The sequence below is a fragment of the Streptomyces sp. NPDC043996 genome (assembly GCF_056435225.1).
This window is the reverse complement of record NZ_JBWKEY010000005.1, coordinates 325,692-344,006: the sequence shown is the minus strand read 5'-3', so window position 1 is coordinate 344,006 and position 18,315 is coordinate 325,692. Positions and strand designations below refer to the sequence as shown.

General features: G+C 72.6%; 13 protein-coding genes and 1 pseudogene. 4 read left to right on the top strand and 10 right to left on the bottom strand.

The annotated features are described in order from the left end of the window. Positions 1–140 precede the first annotated feature (140 nt). The 3 genes and pseudogenes from AC07A4_RS15585 to AC07A4_RS15575 all read right to left on the bottom strand — a co-directional run bounded on the left by AC07A4_RS15585 (position 141) and on the right by AC07A4_RS15575 (position 3,310). Entirely contained in the window at positions 141–1,265 is a 1,125-nt protein-coding gene (locus AC07A4_RS15585; RefSeq protein WP_478598146.1) for a CDP-alcohol phosphatidyltransferase family protein, read from the bottom strand. 277 nt (positions 1,266–1,542) lie between these two features. Beyond that, positions 1,543–2,879: pseudogene (mgt, locus tag AC07A4_RS15580) on the bottom strand (macrolide-inactivating glycosyltransferase). Positions 2,880–2,890: 11 nt separating this feature from the next. Next, positions 2,891–3,310 (bottom strand): MarR family winged helix-turn-helix transcriptional regulator, encoded by a 420-nt coding sequence (locus tag AC07A4_RS15575; protein WP_478598924.1) that lies wholly within the window; start codon positions 3,308–3,310, stop codon positions 2,891–2,893. A 158-nt stretch (positions 3,311–3,468) separates the two neighbouring features. Here AC07A4_RS15575 and AC07A4_RS15570 point away from each other — a divergent pair, with 158 nt between their 5' ends. Further along, on the top strand, positions 3,469–4,518 hold the full coding sequence (locus tag AC07A4_RS15570) for a hypothetical protein (RefSeq protein WP_478598143.1): 1,050 nt from the start codon (positions 3,469–3,471) through the stop codon (positions 4,516–4,518). A 47-nt stretch (positions 4,519–4,565) separates the two neighbouring features. Here AC07A4_RS15570 and AC07A4_RS15565 read toward each other — a convergent pair whose 3' ends face one another. From AC07A4_RS15565 to AC07A4_RS15555, 3 genes are read right to left on the bottom strand one after another with little or no spacing between them, the layout of a single operon-like run. After that, complete coding sequence (locus AC07A4_RS15565) at positions 4,566–5,855, bottom strand: ABC transporter substrate-binding protein (protein WP_478598141.1); 1,290 nt, start codon at positions 5,853–5,855, stop codon at positions 4,566–4,568. Then, positions 5,855–6,694: a carbohydrate ABC transporter permease gene (locus AC07A4_RS15560; RefSeq protein WP_478598138.1), complete on the bottom strand. Its 840-nt coding sequence runs from the start codon at positions 6,692–6,694 to the stop codon at positions 5,855–5,857. The genes AC07A4_RS15565 and AC07A4_RS15560 overlap by 1 nt, the downstream gene beginning before the upstream one ends. Further along, entirely contained in the window at positions 6,691–7,536 is an 846-nt protein-coding gene (locus AC07A4_RS15555; RefSeq protein WP_478598921.1) for a carbohydrate ABC transporter permease, read from the bottom strand. The genes AC07A4_RS15560 and AC07A4_RS15555 overlap by 4 nt, the downstream gene beginning before the upstream one ends. Positions 7,537–7,845: 309 nt before the next feature. On the opposite strand from AC07A4_RS15555, the gene AC07A4_RS15550 reads away from it, so the two are divergent. Continuing rightward, on the top strand, positions 7,846–8,703 hold the full coding sequence (locus AC07A4_RS15550; RefSeq protein ID WP_478598136.1) for a phosphotransferase: 858 nt from the start codon (positions 7,846–7,848) through the stop codon (positions 8,701–8,703). Positions 8,704–8,926: 223 nt separating this feature from the next. Here AC07A4_RS15550 and AC07A4_RS15545 read toward each other — a convergent pair whose 3' ends face one another. The 4 genes from AC07A4_RS15545 to AC07A4_RS15530 all read right to left on the bottom strand — a co-directional run bounded on the left by AC07A4_RS15545 (position 8,927) and on the right by AC07A4_RS15530 (position 13,307). After that, positions 8,927–9,649 (bottom strand): exonuclease domain-containing protein, encoded by a 723-nt coding sequence (locus AC07A4_RS15545; protein ID WP_478598134.1) that lies wholly within the window; start codon positions 9,647–9,649, stop codon positions 8,927–8,929. A gap of 114 nt (positions 9,650–9,763) precedes the next feature. Beyond that, on the bottom strand, positions 9,764–11,002 hold the full coding sequence (locus tag AC07A4_RS15540) for an SAV2148 family HEPN domain-containing protein (protein ID WP_478598131.1): 1,239 nt from the start codon (positions 11,000–11,002) through the stop codon (positions 9,764–9,766). A gap of 128 nt (positions 11,003–11,130) precedes the next feature. After that, positions 11,131–12,456, bottom strand: a complete 1,326-nt coding sequence (locus AC07A4_RS15535) for a copper amine oxidase (protein ID WP_478598129.1) — start codon at positions 12,454–12,456, stop codon at positions 11,131–11,133. 53 nt (positions 12,457–12,509) lie between these two features. Next, positions 12,510–13,307, bottom strand: a complete 798-nt coding sequence (locus tag AC07A4_RS15530) for a Tat pathway signal sequence domain protein (RefSeq protein WP_478598127.1) — start codon at positions 13,305–13,307, stop codon at positions 12,510–12,512. Between the two features lie 161 nt (positions 13,308–13,468). Between AC07A4_RS15530 and glgX the strand changes: the two genes are divergently transcribed. Beyond that, positions 13,469–15,580 (top strand): glycogen debranching protein GlgX, encoded by a 2,112-nt coding sequence (glgX, locus tag AC07A4_RS15525; protein ID WP_478598124.1) that lies wholly within the window; start codon positions 13,469–13,471, stop codon positions 15,578–15,580. A gap of 143 nt (positions 15,581–15,723) precedes the next feature. Continuing rightward, positions 15,724–18,264, top strand: a complete 2,541-nt coding sequence (gene treY, locus AC07A4_RS15520) for a malto-oligosyltrehalose synthase (protein ID WP_478598121.1) — start codon at positions 15,724–15,726, stop codon at positions 18,262–18,264. Positions 18,265–18,315: the final 51 nt, after the last annotated feature.

The window sequence follows — 18,315 nt, the reverse complement described above, 5'->3', positions numbered from 1 at the left end:
CAGATCAACCCCTTCGAGCAGCTGTGACTTGTTCAACAAGGTTCTGTAATAACAAAACGGGCCCCCTTCGACAGTTCGGGCACAGCCCGTTCACACGACGTCCGCGTCCGCCCCCCTCGGAGGGCGGACGCGGGAGGCGGTCAGACCCCGGGCGCCGCGGGCGCGGCCCGGTCGAAGTCGTTGAGCGTGCGCGTGAAGTCCCGTGTCGAGAGGAGCAGCTTGTAGACGATGGCCAGCTCGAAGACGAGCAGCAGCGCCCCGGACACGATCGTCGCCGGAACCACCGCGTCGCACAGCGGCCCGATGATGAACACGCCCATCTGGAACTCGACCCCGCTCACGAGGTGCGTACGGATACGGTGCCGCAGCAGGAAGGAGCGCGCCCGCAGGTACAGCGGGAAGCGGTGCCGGAACTCCTGGTGGAGGTCGATGACCTGAGGGGACCGCCGGGGCCTCGGGGCCCGCGCGCCCGCGCCCACCCCGGCCGGAACGGCCTGTCCGGCCGCCGCCTCGAAGCCCTCGAAGCCCCCGGCCCGCTCGGCCCCGGCGCCCTCGGTGTCGTAGGCGTCGTCGGCGCCTTCGGCGTCCCGGGCGTCCCCCGCCGCTCCGGCCTTCGCCGCCTCCAGGTCGCGCTCCACGTCCGCCTCGGGGTTCTCCCGCAGCAGGTCCTCCATGAAGGCGAGCTCGGCCTGGTTCTCGGCGCGCCGCGCCGCCCGCACCCGCGCCTTGATCTGCTTGCGCATGGTGTGCCGGACCTTGAAGATCTCCAGCGAGTTGATGTACCGCAGCGTGTCGAGCCCGACCACCGCGAGGGCGAGCCAGACGTACACCACGTCCCCGGTGCGCTCGTACTGACCGCCCATCAGGGCGACCCCGCACACCATCACGCGGATGCGGTCGAAGACGAAGTCGAGCCACGCGCCGAACACAGAGCCCTGGCCGGTCAGGCGCGCGACCTTGCCGTCCATGCAGTCCAGGATGAAGCTCAGGTGGTAGATCACGGCGCCGAGCGCCAGCCACTTCCAGTCACCGAAGGCGAAGCACGCCGCGGAGCCGAGCCCGAGCAGGAACGCCCCCCAGGTGATCTGGTTCGGCGTGATGCGGGTGCGCAGCGCGGTCTGGCGGACGAGTGGCGTGGCGACGGGGTCGACGAGCAGCACGGTCCACCACGCGTCCCGCTTCTTCTGGGTGACGCGGCGCACCTCGGCGAGGGGCGGTATCTCCCCGCGGGCGGACGCGTCGCGTGGTGGTGACTGGAGTGGCATGAGGCAACTTCCTGGCGTTGGACTGAAGTTCACCTCACGCTAAGAACACGTTCCCGGAAGGTACAAGAAGCGCCGGGCGCAACCTTTGACCGGGGGTAAAGGTCCAACCAGCGGGCCGGGTCAATGGACTTTCCAGGACACGCGTGCGTTACCTGAGCGTTACCAAATGACCCAGCCGTTACCCAATGGCCTAACGGAGCGTTATGTCACGCCGTGTCGGACAGCTCCCGCTCCGCTCTCAAGCAGTGCCAAATCGCCCTGAAGTACCACCAGCCGGTCACTCCCCCGCACGCCCCGCCTTCACGTTTCCGTCACGCCGGGCGCGCACGATTCCCCCTCGCCCCTCCCTGGTCGCCCGCTCGATCTCCTCCTCGATCAGGTCGGCCGCCATTTTCGTGCCGCCCTCCCCCGCCATGCCCGCGCGCACCTCGTCAAGCCTGCGCGCCACCTCGGGGTCGTCCACGAGCGCGAGCACCGCCGCGCGCAGCGACGCCGCGTCGGCCTCCTCCATCGGCAGGTGGCGGGCGACGCCGAGGGCCTGGAGCAGGTCCGCGTTGCCGAACTGGTCGACGGCCTGCGGCACGGCCACCATCGGCGTCCCGGTGGCGAGTCCCTCCTGGCTGCCACCCGCGCCCGCGTGCGTGATGAACGCGTCGGCCTTCTTCAGGACCGCCAGCTGCGGCACCCAGGAGTGCACCTCGACGTTCGCGGGCACCTCGCCCAGGTCGCCCGCGTCGACGTGCCGGCCGATCTGGAGCACCACGTGCCAGCCAGGCAGCCCGCCGAAGGCCTCGACGCACGCGCGGTAGAACTCAGGACGCTTGGTGAAGGACGAGCCGAGGGACACCAGGAGCACCTTCTCCGCGTCCGCCGGGCGCTCCCAGTCGCCCTGCGCCGCGCGGTCGCCCTGGCAGGCGCCGACGAACGTGTGCACGCCCTCGTCGACCCGGTCGGCGTGCGGCTGGAGCGCCTTGGGGATCAGGACGAGGGAGCGGGGCGGGCGGCCCACGAACGGGTCGGGGTGCTGCTCGATCCCGTTCTCCCGCAGCCAGGACGCGAAGCGCGCGTAGTACGCCCGCCCGCGCTCGGTCGCGCGGGGCTCCGCCCACATCGGTTCGGCGACCTCCTCCTCGTACCCCTCCCAGGCCACCAGGTTCGGCGACAGCGAGATCTCGGGCACGCCCCAGCGGCGGGCGAGGACGCGGGCCGGATACGAGGTGATGTCGTGCAGGACGACGTCGGGCTCGTCGCCCTCGTAGGCGGCGGCGAGCTGCGGCAGCGCGTGGATGGCGTCGTTCAAGAACGGCTCGACGTTGTCCAGGAGGGTCTCACCCCAGGCCGAGGGGTCGTCGTCGGCGCCGGGCAGGGTGGTGGTGTAGAGCACGGGCTCGGCGCCGGTCTCGGCGACCTTGTCGGCGAAGGCGTGCGGGATCGCGTACGTGACGCGGTGGCCGCGGGCGACGAGCTCCCGGATCACCTCGAGGCTCGGGTTCACGTGCCCGTGGGCGGCGATGGAGAACATGGCGATATGGGCACGCTGGCGTGTGGTCATGCCCTGACCTTAGCGAGACGAGACGTCTCGTACAAGTTTTTTCGTCGCCCGCCCCACCTCACGAGCCCGCCCCTTACTCCGCGCGACCAACCCCCGGCCCGTCCGCCTCGTCCGGCGCCCCCGCGTTGTAGCGCAGCAGATACTCCGCGAACCGCTCCAGATCCGGCCCTTCCCAGCCCGCGAGCCGCTCCCGGACCGCGATCCGGCGGCTGTCCCTGACCTGCCCGAGCAGCCCGGCGCCCCGCTCGGTGAGGTGCAGGACCTGGACGCGGTGGTCAGCCGGATCCTGGCGGCGCTCGACCAGGCCCGCCTTCTGCAGGGCGGCGACCTGTCTGCTGATCGTCGACTTGTCCAGCGTGTAGTGCGCGGCCAGGTCCGTGGCCCGGCAGCCCTGCCGGTGCTCCAGATGGCTCAGGAGCGTGAAGGAGACCAGCGAGAGCTCGGGGTGCATGCGCGCGGCGGTGGCGCGCGCCCGCCGGGCGAACGCCGTCATCTCGCGCTGGATCGTCTCGATCGCCTCGTCCCGGTCGGACACGCCGCCCGCCTCCTCGCCCCGTCCGCCCACGGCCGCGTTTCCGTCCGGCCGACCAATAGTTGTAGAGTACAACATGCACTGAGAGTTGTATATGCCAACTATCTGGAGAGGTCCGTATGCCTGCGCCTGCCCGTGGCCCCCTGCGCCACGTCCTCGTCCACCTCCTGACCCCGCTGCTGATGTGCCTCGGCATGGGCCTGGCCTATATGAGCGCCTTCGTCACGCCCGAGCCGCACGACCTGCCGGTCGCCGTCGTCGGCACGGACGCCCGGGCCCAGGGCGCGGCGCACGCCCTGCGGGCCGCCGCGGGCGACGCGCTCGACGTACGGACCCTGGCCTCGCGGGCCGGTGCCGTCGAGGACCTGAAGTCCCTGGAGATATCCGGGGCCTACCTCCCGGACGCGAAAGCACCCGAACTGCTCGTGGCCTCGGCGGGCTCCGACATGAGCGCGCTCGCCGCCGAGAAGGTCTTCACGCGGGTCGCGGCCGCGCAGGGCGCGCCCCTGAAGGTCACCGACGTGGCGCCCCCGGTCGCCGACGACCCCACGGGCCAGGGCCTGTTCTTCCTGCTCGTCGCGGTGAGCATCGGCTCGTACGCCTCCGTCGCGGTGCTCGGCGGCGCGGGCGGCGCCCTGCGCACGCGGGCCCGGGCCGGGCTCGCCGTCGGGGTCTCTTTCGCCGTGAGCCTGATCGGCGCCGCGCTCGCCGGGCCCGTCTTCCACCTCGCGCACCACGGCCTGTGGGGCGTGTGGGCGCTGTCCTGGCTGTACTCGGCGGGCATCCTGCTCATCGGCGTCGGCCTGCACACGTTCCTGAAGCGGTGGACGACGCTCGCGATGATGGTCCTGTTCGTGATGCTCAACTTCACCAGCTCCGGCGGGCTCTTCCGGCCCGAGCTGCAGAACGGCTTCTACGGCTCGCTGCACTCCTTCTGGAACGGCGCCGGATTCGTCGAGGGCGTCCGCGCGCACCTCTACTTCGACGGCCACGGCCTCGGCCGGGCGGCCCTGACCCTGGTGGCGTGGCTGGCCGCGGGCCTGCTGCTCACGGCGGCGGCCGGGCTCGTGGAGCGGCGGCGGGCCGCGCGGGCCACCGCCCCCGCGGCCCCGGACCCGGCCGCCGCCGCGGAGGCCGAGGAGGAGATGGAGGAGTCGGTCGGCGTGTGAGGGACGGCGTGGGTACGGGGGCAGCCCGGGGGGGGCGGGGCGCGGGGTCAGCGCTGGTAGCGGCGCAGGACCAGGTTGCCGTCCTTGACCAGGCGCTCGCGCAGCTCGTCCAGGCCGATCGCGCCGCTGTAGTACTCCTGGAGCGCGGGCGTGGCGACCTTGTCCTTCCACTCCGGGTAGCCGCGCACGGACTGGGCCGGGGCGGGGCAGAGGAAGCGGGCGAGCGCCGTGCCGGTGGCCCAGTCGTCCTTCGCCGTGCGCAGCGCCGGGTCCCCCAGCGCCTGGGTGCCGGTGGGCAGCATCCAGTCGCCGCGGGCGAGCCGCACCATGTTCGCGGGCCGCAGGAAGAAGTCGATGAACGCCGCCGCCTCCTTCTTGTGCGGGCTGTCCTCGGCGATCGACAGGGTCTGCGGGCTGACGCCCTGGACGAGCCCGTCGGCCCCGGCGGGCGCGGGGAGCACCTGCCAGTCGAAGCCCTTCGGCGCCTGCTGGACGATCTGCTGGCGGTAGGAGAAGCCGAGCGGCACCATCGCGTACTTGCCGCCGAAGAAGCCGGGCAGCGTGTCCGAGCCGCCCATGCCGAGCGTCGCCCCGGACGCGCTCCCGTCCACGTTGACCTGGTCGTGGATGGTGCGCGGCACCACCGCGTCGGCGTCCTCGAAGCGGATCTCGGCCTTTCCGTCCGGGCGCCGGTGGAACAGCTGGCCGCCCGCCGAGAGCGACAGGTTGAGCGTCGCCGACACCGGGTCCTTCAGCGGCCAGGCCACCCCGAACCTGCCCTTGCCGCTGCCGAGCTCCCGCGTGATCGAGCGGAACTCCGGCCAGCTCCACGGCTTGTCGGGGGTCGGGACGCGCACCCCTGACTCCCTCAGCCAGGCCGCGTTGGCGATGAGCACGCGCGGCTCCTGGAGGAACGGCACGCCGTACACCTTGCCGCCGAAGGTCGCGGTGTCCCAGCTCGCCCGCGGGATGTCGGCCCTCAGCCGCCGGGGCAGCAGGTCGGTGAGGTCCGCGAGATAGCCGCCGTACGCGAAGTCGGCGAGGTCGTCGGAGGCGTCGTGGATGACGTCCGGGGCCTCGCCGCCCTCGAAGGAGGTGAGCAGCTGGTCGTGGACGCTCGTCCAACTCCCCTGGACGTACTCCACCTTGACGTCCGGGTGGGTGGCGTTCCAGCGGGCCACCAGCTCCTTGTTCGCCGCGACGGACTCCTGTTGCCAGGCGAGGGACTGGAAGCGCAGGGTGATCCTGCCGCCGGAGTCCTCGTCGCCGCCCGAGCAGCCCGCGAGCAGCAGGACGAGCGCGGCGGCCACCGCCCCCACGACGCGCGCCCGCCGCATCAGCTCTTCACCGCCCCGGCCAGCATGCCGCCGGTGATCCGCTTCTGGATGAGGGCGAACACCACGAGCGAGGGCAGGGTCGCGAGGAACGCGGCGGCGGCGAGCGGCCCGAGGTCGGCCACGCCCTCCGCGCCGAGGAAGTGCGTGAGGACGACCGGCAAGGTCTGTTTCTCCGGGGTCTTGAGCAGCACGAGGGCGAAGAAGAACTCGTTCCAGGCGGTGATGAAGGCGAACAGGGCCGTCGCCACGATGCCCGGAGCGAGCAGCGGCGCGGTGACCGACACCAGCGTGCGCAGGCGTCCGGCGCCGTCGACCGCCGCGGCCTCCTCCAGCTCCACCGGCACGGCGCGGACGTACCCGACGAGCATCCACAGCGCGAACGGCAGCGCCCACACCACGTACACCATGATCAGGCCCGGCAGCGAGTTGATCAGGTGCAGGTTCTTCAGGACGAGGAACAGCGGAATGATCACCAGGACGAACGGGAACGCCTGGCTGACGACGACCCAGCCGGTCGCGGCCCGCGCCAGGAGCGTGCGGTGCCGGGCCATCACATAGGCCATCGGGGTCGCGATGACGACGGCGATCGTGGCCGCTCCGAGGGCGGCGACCAGGGAGTTCCCGGCGGCTTCGAGGAGCGGCTGCTCGTCGAAGGCCTGGCGGTAGTTGGCGAGCGTGGGGTCCTTCGGGATCCACGTCGGGTGCAGGCTGCCGAGCTCGCGGGCCGGTTTGAAGGACGTGGAGAGCAGCCACAGGAACGGGAACACGAGGAAGACGAGGTACGCGAGCAGCGCCACGTACTGGCCCACGCGCGCGGGTCTGCTGGTCCGTGCCGTCATCGTTCGTCGGCTCCCCTCAGTCGGCCCACGAGATACACGGCGAGCAGCACCGAGATCACCGCGACCATCACACAGCCCATCGCCGCCGCGTAGCCGAACTGGCCGTAGCGGAACGCCTCCTCGTACGCGAACAGCATCGGAAGGCGGGTGCGGCCGCCCGGGCCGCCGTTGGTGAGCACGTACACCAGGGCGAAGGAGTTGAAGTTCCAGATGAAGTTGAGCGCCGTGATGGCGAGGGCGATGGGCCGCAGGGCGGGCCAGGTGACGGTGGTGAAGCGGCGCCAGGCGCCCGCGCCGTCCATCGCGGCCGCCTCGTGCAGCTCGCGCGGCACGTTCTGCAGCCCGGCGAGCAGCGCCACCGTGGTCTGCGGCATGCCCGCCCACACGCCGACGACGATGACGGCGGGCAGCGCGGTGCCGAGGCCGGTCAGCCAGTCGCGCCCGTCGCCGAACCCGAGGTCGCGCAGCGTCTCGTTGAGGACGCCCGCGTCGGGGTGGTAGACGAGCCGCCACATGATGCCGACGACGACCTCGGGCATCGCCCACGGGATGATCGCGAGGGAGCGGGCCAGCCAGCGGAAGCGCAGGTTCTGGTTGAGCAGGAGCGCGAGGCCGAGCGCGAGCAGGAACTGCGGCACGGTCACGCCGACCGCCCACAGCAGACCGATCCGGAACGAGTCCCAGAAAAGGGTGTCGTGCCGCAGGTCCTGGAAGTTGAGGAGCCCGATCCACTCGGTGGGTTCGGTGCGGCCCGACTGGGAGTCGGTGAAGGCGAGCGCGATGCCGTAGAGCAGCGGGCCGACGCTCAGGACGAGGATCGGGAGCAGCGCGGGAAGGACCAGGAACCAGGCGCCGTGGGCGCCGTGGTCGACGGCCTTGCCGGGGCCCCGGGAGCCGCTGCCAGGCCGCTCCTTCTCCCTCTCCTTCGCCGGGTTCGCCGAGGTCACCACTTCGGCTCCTTTGGGCGGTTGATAACGGTTTGGCCACCCTGGCGGCCTCCGTCATCGTGCTGACCCCGCCGGGCTACGTCAAGCGACCGCGCACGCCGAAAGCCCACCTGGCCTGTATGAATGCGACACTTGCCGCGCGAGCGGCGGCGAAGCGGCCGCCTACGGAGGGCCGGCTCACGGCACGGGCGCGGGAGGCGACGGATGGACGAGGCACGGGCGCGGAAGGTCCTGGAGGCGGTGGACCTCGACGCGGGCGGCGCCGAGCTGCTCGCGCTCGGCGAGAACGCCGTGTTCGCGGCGGGCGGGCTGGTGGTGAAGGTCGGGCGGGACGCGCCGGAGCTCCTTGAGCGGGCGCGGCGCGAACTGGCCGTCGCCGCCTGGCTGCTCGACGCCGGGGTGCCCGCCGTGCGGGCCGCCGAGCCGGAGCCCCGCTCCGCCCTGGGGCATCCGGTGACGCTCTGGCACCGGCTTCCCGCCGCCGCCCGGCCTGCCCGCCCCGCGGACCTGGCCGCGCTCCTGCGCCTGGTGCACGCCCTGCCCGCGCCGCCGTTCGCGCTGCCCCGGCGGGAGCTGCTCGGCGGTGTCGAGCGGTGGCTGCGGCTCGCGGGCGACGCGATCGACCCGGCGGACGCGGCGTACCTCCGGGAGCGGCGTGACGGCTTCGCCGCCGCGGCCGCCGCGCTCGTGCCGCGGCTCGCGCCTGGTCCGCTGCACGGGGACGCGCTGCCGCGCAACGTCCTGGTGGGGCCGGAGGGGCCCGTCCTGGTGGACCTGGAGACGTTCTCCTTCGACCTGCGCGAGCACGATCTCGTGGTGATGGCGCTGTCCCGGGATCGGTACGGGCTCGGGGACGACGCGTATGCCGAGTTCACCCGGGCGTACGGGTGGGACGTGCGGGAGTGGGAGGGGTGTGCGGTGTTGCGGGGGGCGCGGGAGACTGCCAGCTGTGCGTGGGTGGCGCAGCATGCGCCCGGGAACGGGGCGGCGTTGGCCGAGTTCCGGCGGCGGGTGGGGTCGCTGCGCGCGGGCGATGCGGCGGTTCGTTGGCACCCGTTCTAAGCCTCGCGGCACGCCCCAGACCCGCCCCTTCCCGAACCGGGTGCTGCCGCCCCCGTCCCCCCGCTCAAAACCAATCGGCGCTCCGCGCCTCGTCCTCAAACGCCGGACGGGCTGAAACTGGCAGGCTCTAGCCCGTCCGGCGTTTGAGGACGAGCGCGCCAGCGCGATGGAGGGGCGGGTGGGCGGGGAAAAGAGCCCGTCCGGCGAGTGAGGACGAGCCGCGTCAGCGGTGATGGGCCGCCAGCTCCCGCAGGGGCCACGTGCCGTCGACGGTCGCGTCCGCGTCCCCCTTGCGCCGCAAGAAGGCCTGGAAGTCGGCCGCCCACTCGGCGTACCACTCCACCTGGCGGCGGTGGAGCTCCGCGGGGCCGAGGTCGGCGACCTTGGCGTGGCGGTCGGCTATCGCGGTCGCGAGCCGGGCCGCGGCCAGGGCGTCGGCGCGGGCGTCGTGGGCGGTGTCGAGCACCACGCCGTACTCGGCGCAGACCGCTTCCAGGTTGCGCTTGCCGCGGCGGTAGCGGTCCACCGTGCGGTCGATGGCGTACGGGTCGACGACCGGTCCTGGCTCCGCGCCGCCCAGGCGCTCGCGCAGGGACGGCAGGTTGTGGCGGGCCAGCTCGGCGGCGAGCAGGGTCAGGTCGAACGCGGCGTTGTACGCGACGACCGGGACGCCCGACTGCCAGGAGGACACCAGGACGCCCGCGATCGCGTCGGCGACCTCCGCCGCGGGCCGGCCCTCGGCGGCCGCCCGCTCGTCGGTGATGCCGTGCACGGCCACCGCGTCGGCCGGGATCGGCACTCCGGGGTCGGCGAGCCACTCGCGGCGCCCCTGCTCCTGTCCCGCTCTGACCTCGACCACCGCGCCGGTGACGATGCGCGCCTCGCGCGGATCCGTCCCCGTCGTCTCCAGGTCGAAGCCGATCAGCAGCTCTCGGTGCCAGCCCATGGCCGCCCCCTTCGTCGTGGTGCGTTCCCCCAGTGGTCCCCACGATCCCATGCGCCACTGACAACCAGTTGGCCGGATTCCGCTTACCGTCCGGGTGACGGGCTTGCGCTCCGCCTACGACACCGGGCGCGAGTCCGCCCAGGACGTCTCGAACTCCTCCCGGTATATCCCGAAGAGCCCCTGTTCGCCGATGTCGTCCGGCTTGACCACGCGGCCGCCGCCGCGCAGCACCAGGACCGGCGCCTCCATCCCGCGCGTGCGCCGCAGATAGGACTGGACGACCGCGATGCCGTCCGAGCCGTCGCCGTCGACCAGATAGGCGGTGAAGCGCGGGGTCTCGTCGAAGACCTGGATCTCGAAGGCGCCCGGGTCCCGCAGCCGGGCCCGGACCCGCCGCATGTGCAGGATGTTAGCCTCCACGGCCCGGCCGAGCTCCCCGCGCTTGAGGCCGAGCTCCCGCTCGCGGCGCTTGACCGCGCTGCTCGCGGGGTTCAGGAACAGCAGCCTGACCCGGCAGCCGGACTCCGCGAGGCGCACCAGGCGGCGCCCGGAGAAGTTCTGCACCAGCAGGTTCAGGCCGATGCCGATCGCGTCCACGCGCCGGGCGCCCCCGAACAGGTCCTCCGCGGGGAACTGCCGCAGCAGGCGCACCCGGTCCGCGTGCACGCCCACGACGTCCGCGTACCGGTCGCCGACGAGTTCCTCCACGGCGTCCACCGGAAGGCGCCGGGCGGAGGGCACGTCCGAGCCCGCGCCGAGCGTCTCCAACAGGCGCCCGGCGGCCCGCTCGGCCTGGGCCAGGACCATCGGCGACAGGGCGCGGTTGCGGGAGACGACGTTGCGGGTGACCTCCAGTTCGTCCAGGGCCAGCTCGAGATCGCGCCGGTCGTCCAGATACGGCTCGAAGCACGGCCAGTGCTGGACGACCAGCTCGCGCAGCTGGGGCAGGGTCAGAAAGCTCAGGACGTTGTCGTCCGCGGGGTCGAGCAGATAGCCCTTGCGGCGGCTCACCTCGCGGACGGCGACGGCGCGCTGCACCCACTCCTGCCCGGCGGGGCCCGCGGCGGCGACCACCCAGTCGTCCGCGTGGACGGGTTCGTAGACGGGGCGCAGAACAGCGGCCACGACCGCGCGCAGCCGCTGTTCCACGAGGTTCAGCCAGATGTAGGCGCGCCCGGCGCGCTGGGCGCGCGTACGCACCTCGCGCCAGGCGTCGGCGCCCCAGTCCAGCTCGGGTCCGATCTGGGACACCGTTTCCATCGGCCGCGCCAAGGACACCGCCGAGGGGACGTCCACGGAGCTCCCCTCGTGGCCCTCGCCACCAGGGGGCGGCTCCCGCCCCTCCGAGCTCACCCGCGCACCGCCTTCCGCTCCCCCGGACTCTCCCCCAGCCAACGATCAAGGAAGGGTACTCCGGGAGTGGCGGCCGGTGCAGCCGGATGGGCAGGGTCGTCGCCAACTTCGGACGCCGCCGCCCGACTTCAGGTGCGCGGGCGGCCGTTCACTCCGGACAGGTCCTCAGGAGTGAGCGGGTTCATGGCCGTCACGTCGCGCGGCGCCAGCGAGAAGCCCTGCCAGTGGACCGGCATGGGCTGCTGGTCCTCGTCCCGCGCGATGTGGTGGAAGCCGATGTTGACCCAGGAGATGGGGTGCTTCAGGGTCTCGCCGTTCGACCACTTGTCGACGCTGGACGGGTAGCCGTTGGGGCAGCCGATGTTGTTGCTGGCGTACTGCTCGCACTTCTTGTACTGGGTGAAGTACACGTCGTGCTTGGTGAACGGCCGCCCTGCGTGCTTCTGGCTGGCGCCGGGCACGAACTCGTAGCTGCGCGGGTGGCCGTCCTTGTTCTTGCCCGCGGTGCTGACCACGCGCCACCAGCGCATGTCCTTGCGGTCGCCCATGAGTTCCTTGGCGACGGGGGTGCGGGTCGTGCGCGTGGTGGGGCTGCCCTGGCCGCTCGGCGGGGTGACCTTGGAGTCGTACTGCTCGACCTTGGCCTTCGGCGAGCCGTCCAGGCCGAAGTTCAGGCGCCAGAAGACGTTGTGCGAGTGGCTCTCGGCCTTGGCCTGGTCGCCCTTGCCGATGGGCCAGCCGCGGTCGTCGCCGCCGTCGAAGTCGCCGGGCGACAGGCTGCCCGTCGCGCCCACGTTGGAGTGGATGGTGCCGTCTGAGGAGAAGCGCCACTCGGTGATGTACTCGTACCAGGAGGCCTTGTTGACGGTGTAGACGAGCAGGTCCTTGCCCTGGGTGCTGTAGACCTTGCCGGTGCCGCCGGTGCTGGAGTCGTTGTTCAGGCGGTAGGCGTGGCCCCGCGCGCGGGTGGTGACGCACAGGCCGGGAACCTCGCCCGTGTCCGGGATCTTCACCGTCTTGATGGTGCCGCCAGGGCATTCGGTGGTCTTCATCTTCTGCAGCCGCATGCCGAAGTCCGTGCCGGTGACGTCGTCGAACTCGGCGTCGCCGTCGTCGTAGGGCACGTGGATCTGGGCCAGGCGGGCGCTGGTGAGCACCGGGATCGGCTTGGCCTCGCCCTTGGGCTGGTAGCTGATCTTGTCGAGGATGAGGCCGGAGTAGGTGTTGTAGTGCCAGCACATGCGCCAGGTCGTACCGCCGTCGACGGTCTGCTCGATCTTGTACGCGTCGCTGCAGTCGGCCGGAGGCGCGGCGGGCGCCTTCGGGGCGGACCCGGGGGCCGCCGCCGCGGGGCCCGCGGTGGTTATCGCGGCACCCAGGAGCGCGGAGACCGCAAGGGCCGTTCCTGCGACCTTGCGGGCGCGCGGGATTCTGTTGCCGTGCGTGACGTGCATACGAAAGGGCTCCTTCAGGAGGAGAACGTGGGTGGGATGCCCGGTGCGGGCGGTCAGCCGACGCGGCCGACGTGACGGTCGCTGAGGTCGACGACGAAGGCCCTGGTGTCGATCCACGGGCCGCTCTTGACCTTGGCGACGACCTGGAGGCAGCGGTGCGCGCCGCACTCCTTCAGGTCGGACGGGACGCGCTCCAGCGTCTCCTTGCGGAAGATGAAGCCGCTCAGCTCCAGGTCGTCGGGGCCGCCGAGCGTCTTGCCCGTGGCCTTCTTGTAGTCCTCCTTCAGGCCCTTGCCGTGCGCGTCGGCGATGAGCAGCCGGGCCGCCTCGGAGAGTTCCTCGAGGCTCGGCGGCGGCTGGACGTTACGGGCGGTGTTCGTCGACTCGACCTTGCCGGTCGTCAGGTTCACCGTCTTGGAGACGACGGCGTCCTTCTTGTAGTCGTAGTAGACGATCTCGGCGCGGCGGGCGCCGTCGTCCTCGTCCCCGCCGGGCCCGTTCTCCGCCAGGTTCGTGGAGAGCCGCTGCGGGCCGCGGTCGCCGTCGACGTCGCGGGCGCTGCGGCGCAGGTCGTTGCCGTCCAGGGCGATCTTCTGGGCCCGGGTGAGCTCCGCGTCGGTCAGCGGGTCGCTGCCGACGCCCTCGGCGGGCTCGTCGGGCGCCGCCTGGACCTTGCCCTCGGGTGCCACCGCGTCCTTGCGCGACGATCCGACGGTGGTGCCGCGGTCCCCCGACTCCCCGGCACCGGCCTGATCCGGCAGTGTCACGGCCACCATCGCCGCGGTGGCGGCCACGGCGATGGCCCCACCCGCCACGACCTTTCCGAGGTGGCGTCTGACTAGATTGCGCACGTCCTCCCCCTTTTCTCCTCGCATCAGCCCATTTCATGGGCATGTCGAGTATGTGGTCAGTCGGTTAGACGGACTCAACTCCTTTGTGGTTGCCCCACTTTCGAGCACACTCTGGTGCGCGTGACCCATGAGAAGGCGCCAAGCGTGGAAGAGTCAGAGGCATGCAGGTCTGGCCAGGGCAGGCGTATCCGCTCGGCTCCGCGTACGACGGCGCCGGCACCAATTTCGCGGTCTTCTCGGAGGCCGCCGACCGCGTGGAGCTGTGTTTGCTGCACGACGACGGCTCGGAGACGGCGGTGGAACTGCGCGAGTCCGACGGTTTCGTACGGCACGCGTACCTGCCCGGCGTGATGCCGGGCCAGCGGTACGGCTTTCGCGCGCACGGCCCGTACGCCCCCGCGCGCGGGCAGCGCTGCAACTCGGCGAAGCTCCTGCTCGATCCGTACGCGCAGGCGGTGAGCGGCCGGGTGACGTGGGGCGAGGAGGTGTACGGCTACCACTTCGGCGCCCCCGACCGGCGCAACGACCTGGACTCCGCGCCGCACATGATGACGTCCGTGGTGGTCAACCCGTACTTCGACTGGGGCGACGACCGCCCGCCGCGCACCCCGTACAACGAGACCGTGATCTACGAGGCCCATGTGAAGGGCCTGACGATGCTCCACCCGGAGCTGCCCGATGACCTGCGCGGGACCTACGCGGCGCTCGCGCACCCGGCGGTCATCGAGCATCTGACGCGGCTCGGCGTCACCGCCCTGGAGCTGATGCCGGTCCACCAGTTCGTGAACGACCACCGCCTGGTCGACATGGGCCTGAACAACTACTGGGGCTACAACACGATCGGCTTCTTCGCCCCGCACAACGCGTACGCCTCCTGGGGCGACCGGGGCGAGCAGGTCCTGGAGTTCAAGTCGGCGGTCCGGGCGCTGCACGAGGCGGGCATCGAGGTCATCCTCGACGTGGTCTACAACCACACGGCCGAGGGCAACCACCTGGGTCCCACGCTGTCCTTCAGGGGCCTGGACAACGCCTCGTACTACCGCCTGATGGAGGACGACCCCCGCCACTACATGGACACCACGGGGACGGGCAACTCGCTGTTGATGCGCCATCCGCACGTCCTGCAGCTGATCATGGACTCGCTGCGGTACTGGGTCACGGAGCTGCACGTGGACGGGTTCCGCTTCGACCTCGCGGCGACGCTGGCGCGGCAGTTCCACGAGGTGGACCGGCTTTCGTCGTTCTTCGACCTGGTGCAGCAGGACCCGGTGGTGAGCCAGGTGAAGCTGATCGCCGAGCCCTGGGACGTCGGCGAGGGCGGCTATCAGGTGGGGAACTTCCCGCCGCTGTGGACGGAGTGGAACGGCAAGTACCGCGACACCGTACGGGACCTGTGGCGCGGCGAACCGCGCACCCTCGCGGAGTTCGCGTCCCGCCTGACCGGCTCCTCCGACCTCTACCAGGGCGACGGGCGGCGGCCGCTCGCCTCGATCAACTTCGTGACCTGCCACGACGGCTTCACGCTGCACGACCTGGTGGCGTACAACGAGAAGCACAACGAGGCCAACGGCGAGGACAACCAGGACGGGGAGAGCCACAACCGCTCCTGGAACTGCGGCGCCGAGGGCGCCAGCGACGACCCGGACGTCCTCGCGCTGCGCGCCCGGCAGCTGCGCAACTTCATCGCCACGCTGATGCTGTCCCAGGGCGTGCCGATGCTCGGCCACGGCGACGAGTTCGCCCGCACGCAGGGCGGCAACAACAACGCGTACTGCCAGGACAACGAGGTCGCCTGGGTGCGCTGGCCGGACGGCGAGACCACGCTGCTTGAGTTCACGCGGGCGATGACGTGGCTGCGCCGCGACCACCCGGTGTTCCGCAGGCGGCGCTTCTTCCACGGCCGCCCGGTGGAGGGCACGCACGACGATCTTTCGGACATCTCCTGGTTCACTCCGGAGGGCGAGGAGATGGCCCCCGCGGACTGGGGCGCGGCGCAGGCGCGGGCCCTGACGGTGTTCCTCAACGGCAACGCGATCTCCGAGCCGGGGCCGCGCGGCGAGCGGATCACCGATGACTCGTTCCTGCTGATGTTCAACGCCTCGCCGGACCCGCTGGAGTTCGTGGTGCCGGTGAACCAGGGGCGGCAGTGGCAGGTGGTGGTGGACACCGCGCGCGAGGACGGGGTGCCGCCGGGGACGGGGGCGAAGGTGCGGGCGGGCGAGCGCGTGACGCTGACCGACCGGAGCCTCACCGTGCTGCAGCGCCCGGCGTAGCGCACGGCCTGGCGGCGTCGGCCACGCGCCGTTCCCCTGGTTGTCAGCTGCTTGTCAGCCATCGTCGGGCGCTAACGGCGCCGCCGCGGCCACCCGCATGCGTCGAAGGCACGAAAGCCGCCGAGGCGGGTACGTACGTTCGCATGACGTCACCGCGCCCGGCGCCCGCCGTCCCGCAGCCGCCCACCGCCACCTACCGGCTCCAGCTGCGGCCGCGGTTCCCGTTCGCGGCGGCCGCGGCCGCGGTGCCGTACCTGGCCGCGCTCGGGGTCTCGCACCTGCATCTGTCGCCGGTCCTGGAGGCGGTGCCGGGCTCGGAGCACGGGTACGACGTGGTGGACCACGCGCGCGTGCGGGGCGAACTCGGCGGCGAGGCCGGGCTCCGGGAGCTGGCGCGCGCCGCGCGGGCGGCCGGGCTCGGCCTGGTCGTGGACGTCGTGCCGAACCACATGGCGGCGGACCCGGCGCACAACCGCGCCCTGTGGGAGGTGCTGCGCGACGGCCCCGGATCGCCGTACGCGCGCTGGTTCGACATCGACTGGGCGGCGGGCGGCGGCAGGGTGCTCCTGCCGGTGCTCGGGGGCCGGATCGGCGCGGAGCTGGCGGACCTGCGGGTCGACGGCGAGGTGCTGCGGCTGCGCGAGCGGGTGTTCCCGCTGCGGGACGGCACCGCGAGGCTGCCGCTGCCGCGGCTGCTCGACGCGCAGTGGTACCGGCTCGGCTGGTGGCGCCTGGCCCGCACCGAGCTCAACTACCGCCGGTTCTTCACGATCTCGGATCTGATCGGCGTGCGGGTCGAGGACCCCGCGGTGTTCGACGCGACCCACGCGACGCTGCTGCGGCTGCTCGCGGACGGCGTCCTGGAGGGCCTGCGCGTCGACCACCCCGACGGGCTCGCCGACCCGGGCGCCTACCTCCAGCGGCTGCACGAGGCGACGGGCGGGCGCTGGACGGTCGTCGAGAAGATCCTGGCCGACGGGGAGCGGCTGCCCGCCGCGTGGCCGGTGGCGGGCACCACCGGCTACGACGCGCTGCGGTACGTCGACGGGGTGCTCACGGACCCGGCGGGGGCGCGCGGCCTTGGCACCCGCTACCGCCGGTTCGCGGCGCCGCCCGCCGACCGGGGCGGCGACTGGGCGGCGACGGTGCGGCGTGCCGCGTACAAGGTCGTCACGCGGGAGCTGGCCGCCGAGGTGGACCGGCTCACGCGGGAGGCGGGCGCGCTGTGCGCGGCGGATCCGGCGCTGCGCGACCACGCGCCGTGGGCCCTGCGGACGGCCCTGCGGGAGCTCCTCGTGCGCGTCGAGGTCTACCGGCCGTACGCCGCAGGGGGCGCCGATCCCGCGACGGTCCTGACGGCGGGGGCGGCCGCGGCCGCGCGGCGGGTGTTCGCCGTCCCCGAGGAGGCCGAGGCGGTCGACGTGGTGCGGGACCTGGTCCTCGGGCGGCGGTCGGGCGGGGCGCGGCGGGAGGCGTTCCGGGCGCGGTTCGCGCAGACGGCGGCGGCGCTGCGGGCCAAGTCGGCGGAGGACACGGCGTTCTACCGGTACGTGCCGCTGCTGTCGGCGGTCGAGGTGGGCGGGGAGCCGGGGCGGCCCGCCGTGGACGTGGCCGAGTTCCACGCGCACTGCGCGCGCGTGCAGCGCGACTGGCCGTACACGGGCACCGTCCTGACGACCCATGACACCAAGCGCAGCGCGGACGTGCGGGCCGGGCTCTGCGTCCTCACGCAGGCCCCCGAGCGGTGGGCGGACCTGGTCGACGAGGTGACGCGGCAGACCGCGCGCGGGGGCGGCGTCCGCGCGCCTGACCCCCAACTGGCGTGGGCGGCCTGGCAGACGGCCCTCGGCTTCGTCCCGGCCGCGGGGCCGCCGCACGGCTCGGCGGGTACGGGGGCAGACAGCGCGGACGGCGCGGACGGCGCGCCCGGCGCGGACGGCGCGCCCGGCGCGGAACCAGAGGCGGACGCGGCGCCCGGCGCTGATCGCGGCGCGTGGGCCCGGCGGCTTCAGGAGGCCCTGGTGAAGCACGTGCGGGAGGCGGGCCTGCACACCAGCTGGACCGAGCGCGACGAGGGCTACGAGCGGGCCGTGGCGGCGTTCCTGGAGGCGGGGCCGTGCGGGCCGCCGCTGCGCGAGGTCGCCGCGTTCGCCGCCCGGCTCGCCCCGCACGTGCGCGCGCACGTCCTGGGCGCGGCGCTGCTGCACCTGACGATGCCGGGGGTGCCTGACCTCTACCAGGGCACGGAGCGCCCCTTCCACGCGCTGGTCGACCCCGACAACCGCCGTCCCGTCACGTTCGACCCCCGCCTCCTGGAGGGCCTCGAAGCGCGCCGGGACTCCTGGGACGCGGCGGACGAGAAGCTGGCCCTGACGGTGGCGGCGCTGCGGCTGCGCGGGCGCCGCCCCGGGGCGTTCGGCGGCGGGGGCACCTATGAGCCACTCGCGGTGACGGGTCCGGGGGCCGCGCACTGCGTGGCCTACTGCCGCTCGGGAGAGGTGGTGGCGGCGGTGACGAGGCTCTCCCTGCGCCTTGACGGCGAGGGCGGATGGCGGGGCACGGAGCTGACGCTTCCGCCGGGCGAGTGGCGTGAACTGCTCGGTCCCGGGCGGGAGTTCAGCGGCTTCGCACAAGTGTCGGAGCTGTTTACTCCGCTTCCTGTGGCACTTTTGGAGCGCGCTTGAAACCCCGCGCCCGGGGTCCGCACCAGGCGTTTCGCAAAGCGACATGGACGC